The following is a 6,410-nucleotide window of genomic DNA, read 5'->3' as shown; positions in this document are numbered from 1 at the left end:
GGAACGGACGCTTCCTTTGTACTCACCCTCTCGGGCTTTCCTCCGGGCGCTTCCCTTCGGTCTTGCGTTTCCGACTCTATCAGATCTTTCCGATCCGATTTCCTCGGTGCTTTCCAGGTTCCCGCTTTCGCGTTTCCCTTTCCGGCGGTTCCGACTTTATCAGAAGTTCTGAGTCGGATTTCCCGCCCCCTGCGGGGCGGTCCGGGCACATGAAGTGGCCGGGTTCCCCTCGGGCGGAGCCGTAAACGTACTGGAGCGGGGCGCCCCGATGCAAATCGAGGCGCCCCGCTCCTGAAGCACACGGCCGTGGGCCGACGGGTCGTCAGACCTCCACGACCACCGGCAGGATCATCGGCCGGCGGCGGTAGGTGTCAGAGACCCACTTGCCGAGGGTCCGGCGCACCAGTTGCTGCAGCTGGTGCGGTTCGACCACACCGTCCTGTGCCGAGCGTTCCAGCGTCTCGGTGATCCTCGGGATGACGTCCGCGAAGGCCGAGTCCTCGATGCCGGAGCCGCGGGCCTGGATGTGCGGGCCACCCGTGATCTTGCCGGTGGAGGAGTCCACCACCAGGAAGACCGAGATGATGCCCTCGTCGCCGAGGATCTTGCGGTCCTTCAGGGCCGGCTCACCCACGTCACCGACGGAGAGGCCGTCGACGTAGACGTATCCGGCCTGGACCTTGCCCGCGATCTTCGCCTTGCCCTCGACGAGGTCGACGACGACGCCGTCCTCGGCGATGACGATCCGGTCGTGCGGGACGCCGGTCAGGGCACCCAGTTCGGCGTTGGCGCGCAGATGGCGCCACTCGCCGTGGACCGGCATCAGGTTCTTCGGGCGGCAGATGTTGTAGAAGTACAGCAGCTCGCCGGCCGAGGCGTGGCCCGAGACATGGACCTTGGCGTTGCCCTTGTGGACGACGTTGGCGCCCCAACGGGTCAGGCCGTTGATCACGCGGTAGACCGCGTTCTCGTTGCCCGGGATGAGCGACGACGCCAGGATCACCGTGTCGCCCTGGACGATGCGGATCTGGTGGTCGCGGTTGGCCATCCGGGACAGGGCGGCCATCGGTTCGCCCTGGGAGCCCGTGCAGACCAGGACGACCTCGCTGTCCGGGAGGTCGTCGAGCGTCTTGACGTCGACGACCAGGCCCGGCGGGACCTTGAGGTAGCCGAGGTCGCGGGCGATGCCCATGTTGCGGACCATCGAGCGGCCGACGAAGGCGACCCGGCGGCCGTACTCGTGGGCCGCGTCCAGGATCTGCTGGATGCGGTGGACGTGGCTGGCGAAGCTGGCCACGATCACGCGCTTGCGGGCACCGGCGAAGACCTGGCGCAGGACGTTGGAGATGTCCCGCTCGTGCGGGGTGAAGCCCGGCACTTCCGCGTTCGTGGAGTCGGAGAGAAGAAGGTCGATGCCCTCTTCGCTCAGACGCGCGAAGGCGTGCAGGTCGGTCAGGCGGTTGTCCAGCGGAAGCTGGTCCATCTTGAAGTCGCCCGTGTGGACCACCATGCCCGCGGGCGTGCGGATGGCCACGGCGAGGGCGTCCGGGATGGAGTGGTTGACCGCGACGAACTCGCAGTCGAAGGGGCCGATGCGCTCCCGGTTTCCCTCGGACACCTCCAGGGTGTACGGGCGGATCCGGTGCTCCTGGAGCTTGGCCTCGATCAGTGCCAGGGTCAGCTTGGAGCCGATCAGCGGGATGTCCGGCTTCTCGCGCAGCAGGAAGGGCACACCCCCGATGTGGTCCTCGTGACCATGGGTGAGGACGATGCCCTCGATGTCGTCGAGGCGGTTCCTGATGGACGAGAAGTCCGGCAGGATCAGGTCGATTCCGGGCTGCTCCTCCTCGGGGAAGAGCACTCCGCAGTCGACGATCAGCAGGCGGCCGCCGTACTCGAAGACGGTCATGTTCCGGCCGATCTCGCCGAGGCCGCCGAGCGGGGTGACCCTCAGCCCACCGTCGGCAAGCGGCGGGGGCGGGCCCAGTTCAGGGTGCGGATGACTCAAAAGACTCTCCTCACCACACGCGCCACGTACCGGTTGGGCACGTGGCGCGCATGACGTTCGTGCAGAAGCAGTTGTCGTTGTGGGGCGCAGGCACCGGTGGCCTGCTTATTCAGTTGTGAAGTCAGGTGCGCGGCTCGCGCGCGAAGTCTGTGTTTAGAGCTGTACCCCGCCCGCGGCAAGATCGATCTTGAGCTGCTCGATCTCCTCGGGGGAGCACTCCACCATGGGGGCGCGCAGGGGTCCGGCGGGGAGCCCCTGGAGGGCGAGCGCCGCCTTGGTCGTCATGACGCCCTGGGTGCGGAACATGCCGGTGTAGACCGGGAGCAGCTTCTGGTGGATCTCCGTGGCCTTCTGGACGTCGCCGGAGGTGTACGCCTCGATGAGCGCGCGCAGGTCCGGGGTCACGAGATGGCCGACGACAGAGACGAAGCCGACGGCGCCGACGGAGAGCAGCGGCAGGTTCAGCATGTCGTCGCCGGAGTACCAGGCGAGGCCGGAGCGGGCGATGGTCCAGCTGGCGCGGCCGAGGTCGCCCTTGGCGTCCTTGTTGGCCACGATGCGCGGGTGCTCGGCGAGCCGGACGATCGTCTCGGTGCTGATCGGGACGCCGCTGCGGCCGGGGATGTCGTAGAGCATCACGGGCAGGCCGGTGCTGTCGGCGATGGCCTTGAAGTGCCGGTACAGGCCCTCCTGCGGGGGCTTGTTGTAGTACGGCGTGACGACCAGCAGGCCGTGTGCGCCCACCTGCTCCGCGTCGTGGGCGAGCTCCAGGCTGTGCCGCGTGTCGTTGGTGCCGACCCCGGCCACCACGTGGGCCCGGTCGCCGACGGCCTCCAGCACGGCGCGTACGAGATCCTTTTTCTCCGCGTTGCTGGTGGTGGGCGACTCGCCGGTGGTGCCGTTGATGATCAGGCCGTCATTGCCTGCGTCCACCAGGTGCGTGGCGAGCCGCTGCGCGCCGTCGAGATCGAGTACGCCGTCCGCCGTGAAGGGCGTGATCATGGCGGTGAGGACCCGCCCGAAGGGGGTCTGCGGAGTCGAGGTCGGAGCCATGGGTTACACGCTACTCGTTGTGCACGGCCGGGTCTGCCCTCGGGGGGTGCGGCAAAGTCAGGACAAATAAGGAGCCCGGCACTGCCTGCTCGGGGGTTCAAGCAGTGCCGGGTCCGTTTGATCAGGCTAGATGAACTTCTCTAAATGCCGCAATACGGACACTTCGCGAGGCTGACGCCCCTGGTGCCGTGCCGGCCGCCGCGGGGCGGTCGGGTCAGGGCGCCACCCGGCCGTTGGCGTTGAAGGCGGCGTACGTGAGCGGCATGAGCTTGGCCCACTCGGCCTCCATGCGCTCCCCCACCATCTCGATCTCGCGCTGCGGGAAGGACGGGACCTTCGCCAGCTCGTGCTGGGTGCGCAGGCCGAGGAAGTGCATCAGCGAGCGGGCGTTGCACGTGGCGTACATCGAGGAGAACAGGCCGACTGGGAGGACGGCGCGGGCGACCTCGCGGGCCACGCCGGCGGCGAGCATCTCCTGGTACGCCTCGTACGCCTGCCGGTAGGAGTCCTCCATGACGCGGCCGACAAGCTCCTGCTGGGCCTGGGTGCCCTCCACGAAGACGTACTTGCCGGGGCGGCCCTCCTGCACGAGCTTGCGGGACTCGTCGGGGACGTAGAAGACGGGCTGGAGCTCCCTGTAGCGACCGCTCTCCTCGTTGTACGACCAGCCCACGCGGTGGCGCATGAACTCGCGGAACACGAAGATCGGGGCGCTGATGAAGAAGGTCATCGAGTTGTGCTCGAAGGGGCTGCCGTGCCGGTCCCGCATCAGGTAGTTGATCAGGCCCCGGGAGCGCTCCGGGTCCTTCTTCAGCTCGTCCAGGGACTGCTCGCCGGCGGTGGAGACACGGGCGGCCCACAGCACGTCGGAGTCGGCCGCGCTGTGCTTGACCAGCTCCACGCTGACATCGCTGCGGAAGCTGGGTTTGAGGTCGGCGGCGGGGGTGTCGGTCACGGCTCGGGAGGTCCTTCCTTCACGGCTTCGGGCGGCGCCCACTCTACGGCCCGGCACTGACAACGGGGCGATCGGTGCCGGGTCGCGACATACGACGGCGAATTTCTGTGAATTCGGTGAAACCGGGCACCGATTGGGGCGTTCGATCGTCTGTCCTCATGACGGGTCACCCCCCGTGAACCCCCTCACCGACACCCTTACGAACCCCAGAGGAGACGACGTCCCCATGTCCCGCCGGCGCGAGCCCGTTCCCTTCGCCTTCGTCGCCGAAGCCGACCGGTTCCGCAGCAATGTCACTCCCCCGCCCCGTGAGCGGCTCTCCCTCGGCCGGCTGGCCGGGCGCGCGCTCCTCGGTCTCACCATCGTCGCCGGTCTCGTCGGCTCGCTGGTGATCGGTACGCCGGCCCTGTCGACCGACACCGACGCCGGCACCTCGCAGTCGCAGGCGTCCGACGGGCGCTGAACCCCTTCGGACCCCCGAGGGTGGTGAGTGGTCTCACGTCTCGGTAGCCTCACCGGTCACAGCCCATGCATGGATTGAGTGAGGACCAGCCGTGCCCCTGCCCTTCCTGACGGCCGACCGCGCGTTCGAGGCAGCCGACGACGTCACGCTGCCCTTCGAGGACCACGAGCGCTGGCGGCGGCCCTACCGTCCCGGGCCGTGGCGGGTGGGCGCGGCCGCGTTGTGGCTGCTCCTCGCCTCCTACGTGCTGTTCGCCGCGGTCATCATCGCCCTGACCGGCACGCTGAGCGCGGCCGCGACCGTGTTCGGGATCGCGCTGGTCATCATCGCCGGGGCGCTGCGTCTGCTGCGCCTGGGTGTGTGGGTGAGCGCCCACGGGCTGCGCCACGCCCGGTTCCTCGTCACGCGTACGGTGCCCTGGCAGCAGGTCGCGGCCGTGCGGACGGTGCAGCAGCCGGTGCGGTGGCTGGGGCTGCCCCGGACCGTGCAGGGGCAGGCGCTGCTGCTCGTACGCCGGGGGCGTGCGGGCGATGAGCTGCCGGTGCTGATGACCACGCACAACGCGGACTTCCTGGCCCGTCCCGCCGCGTTCGACCGGGCCACCGACGCCGTCGAGGCGTGGGCCGCGGAGAACGCGCGCGGCTGAGCGGTGACATGTGTGAGGGGCCGGTCCAGGGTGCTGGACCGGCCCCTCACGTATGCGGGTCAGGCGTCGACGGTCCTGCCGTCGTGCAGGGCGATGGCGCGCTGCATGGCCTTGCGGGCCCGCGGGGTGTCGCGGGCGTCGTGGTAGGCGACGGCGAGGCGGAACCAGCTGCGCCAGTCCTCGGGCGCGGCCTCGGTCTCGGCCTTGCGCCGGGCGAAGACCTCGTCGGCGGAGTCGCGGTCGATACGGCCGCTGGGGGTGCGCCGCAGCTCGTCGCGGGGCAGGCCGCCCTCGGCGTCGAGCTCGGCGGCCAGCGCGTTGGCCCGGCGGACGAACTGGGTGTTCTTCCACAGGAACCACACGCCGATGACCGGCAGGATCAGCACGGCCACCCCGAAGGTGACGGTGACGACGGTGCCGGACTGGATGAGCATGACGCCCCGGCTGCCGACCAGGACGAAGTAGACGACCAGGACGGCGGCCGTCACGGCGTAGGAGATCTTCGCGCGCATCAGGTGTCTCGTGTCAGCTCAGGTCCAGGAAGTGCTCCAGGCCGAACGTGAGGCCCGGAGTGGTCACCACCCGCCGCGCGCCGAGCAGGATGCCCGGCATGAAGCTGCTGTGGTGCAGGGAGTCGTGGCGGACGGTGAGGGTCTCGCCCTCGGCGCCGAGGAGGACCTCCTGGTGGGCGAGCAGGCCGCGCAGCCGGACCGAGTGGACCGGGACGCCGTCGACGCCGGCGCCGCGGGCGCCGTCCAGGGCGGTCTCCGTGGCGTCCGGAGGCGGTGCGGTGCCGGCGGCCCGGCGCGCCTCGGCGATGAGCTGTGCGGTGCGCGTGGCGGTGCCTGAGGGGGCGTCGACCTTCTTCGGGTGGTGCAGCTCGACGACCTCGACGGACTCGAAGTAGGGCGCGGCGATCTGCGCGAACTTCATCGTCAGGACGGCGCCGATGGAGAAGTTCGGCGCGATGAGCACGCCCGTCGTCGGGGAGGCGTCGAGCCAGCCCCGCAGCCGCGCGAGGCGTTCGTCGGTCCAGCCGGTCGTGCCGACGACGGCGTGGATGCCGTGGCCGACGCAGTACTCCAGGTTGGCCATCACCGAGTCCGGCGTGGTGAGTTCGACGGCCACCTCGGCGCCGGTCTCCGCCAGGGTCTCCAGCTTGTCGCCCCGGCTCAGGGCGGCGACCAGCTCCATGTCCTCGGCGGCCTCGACCGCCCGTACCGCCTCGGAGCCGATCCGGCCCTTGGCGCCGAGGACCGCCACGCGCAGCTTGCTCATCTTCTGT

General features: G+C 69.6%; 7 protein-coding genes. 2 read left to right on the top strand and 5 right to left on the bottom strand.

The features are described 5' to 3' along the window. Positions 1-322: 322 nt before the first annotated feature. The 3 genes from KBY32_RS33955 to thyX form a co-directional block, all read right to left on the bottom strand. A complete protein-coding gene (locus KBY32_RS33955) occupies positions 323-2,008 on the bottom strand; it encodes a ribonuclease J (RefSeq protein WP_055623171.1) in 1,686 nt (561 codons plus the stop codon). Between the two features lie 153 nt (positions 2,009-2,161). Further along, the gene (dapA, locus tag KBY32_RS33950; protein ID WP_055623172.1) at positions 2,162-3,061 is read right to left on the bottom strand and encodes a 4-hydroxy-tetrahydrodipicolinate synthase; all 900 of its coding nucleotides are present in this window, start codon (positions 3,059-3,061) and stop codon (positions 2,162-2,164) included. A 214-nt stretch (positions 3,062-3,275) separates the two neighbouring features. Further along, the gene (gene thyX, locus KBY32_RS33945; protein ID WP_115508044.1) at positions 3,276-4,016 is read right to left on the bottom strand and encodes an FAD-dependent thymidylate synthase; all 741 of its coding nucleotides are present in this window, start codon (positions 4,014-4,016) and stop codon (positions 3,276-3,278) included. A gap of 226 nt (positions 4,017-4,242) precedes the next feature. Here thyX and KBY32_RS33940 point away from each other — a divergent pair, with 226 nt between their 5' ends. After that, positions 4,243-4,479 carry a hypothetical protein gene (locus tag KBY32_RS33940; protein ID WP_210982778.1) on the top strand — a complete coding sequence of 79 codons (237 nt, stop codon included), beginning with the start codon at positions 4,243-4,245 and terminating at the stop codon, positions 4,477-4,479. Positions 4,480-4,570: 91 nt separating this feature from the next. After that, entirely contained in the window at positions 4,571-5,125 is a 555-nt protein-coding gene (locus KBY32_RS33935; protein ID WP_055623175.1) for a hypothetical protein, read from the top strand. 59 nt (positions 5,126-5,184) lie between these two features. Here the strand turns inward: KBY32_RS33935 and KBY32_RS33930 are convergent, their stop codons facing one another. Both KBY32_RS33930 and dapB read right to left on the bottom strand, forming a co-directional pair. Beyond that, complete coding sequence (locus KBY32_RS33930; protein ID WP_210982777.1) at positions 5,185-5,637, bottom strand: tetratricopeptide repeat protein; 453 nt, start codon at positions 5,635-5,637, stop codon at positions 5,185-5,187. A gap of 13 nt (positions 5,638-5,650) precedes the next feature. After that, positions 5,651-6,403, bottom strand: a complete 753-nt coding sequence (dapB, locus tag KBY32_RS33925) for a 4-hydroxy-tetrahydrodipicolinate reductase (RefSeq protein WP_210982776.1) — start codon at positions 6,401-6,403, stop codon at positions 5,651-5,653. Positions 6,404-6,410 lie beyond the last annotated feature (7 nt).

The organism is Streptomyces sp. RK62, from assembly GCF_018070255.1.
Lineage (GTDB): Bacteria > Actinomycetota > Actinomycetes > Streptomycetales > Streptomycetaceae > Streptomyces > Streptomyces nigra.
Note: the sequence above shows the minus strand (reverse complement) of the source record. Positions and strands in the feature narration are given on the sequence as shown.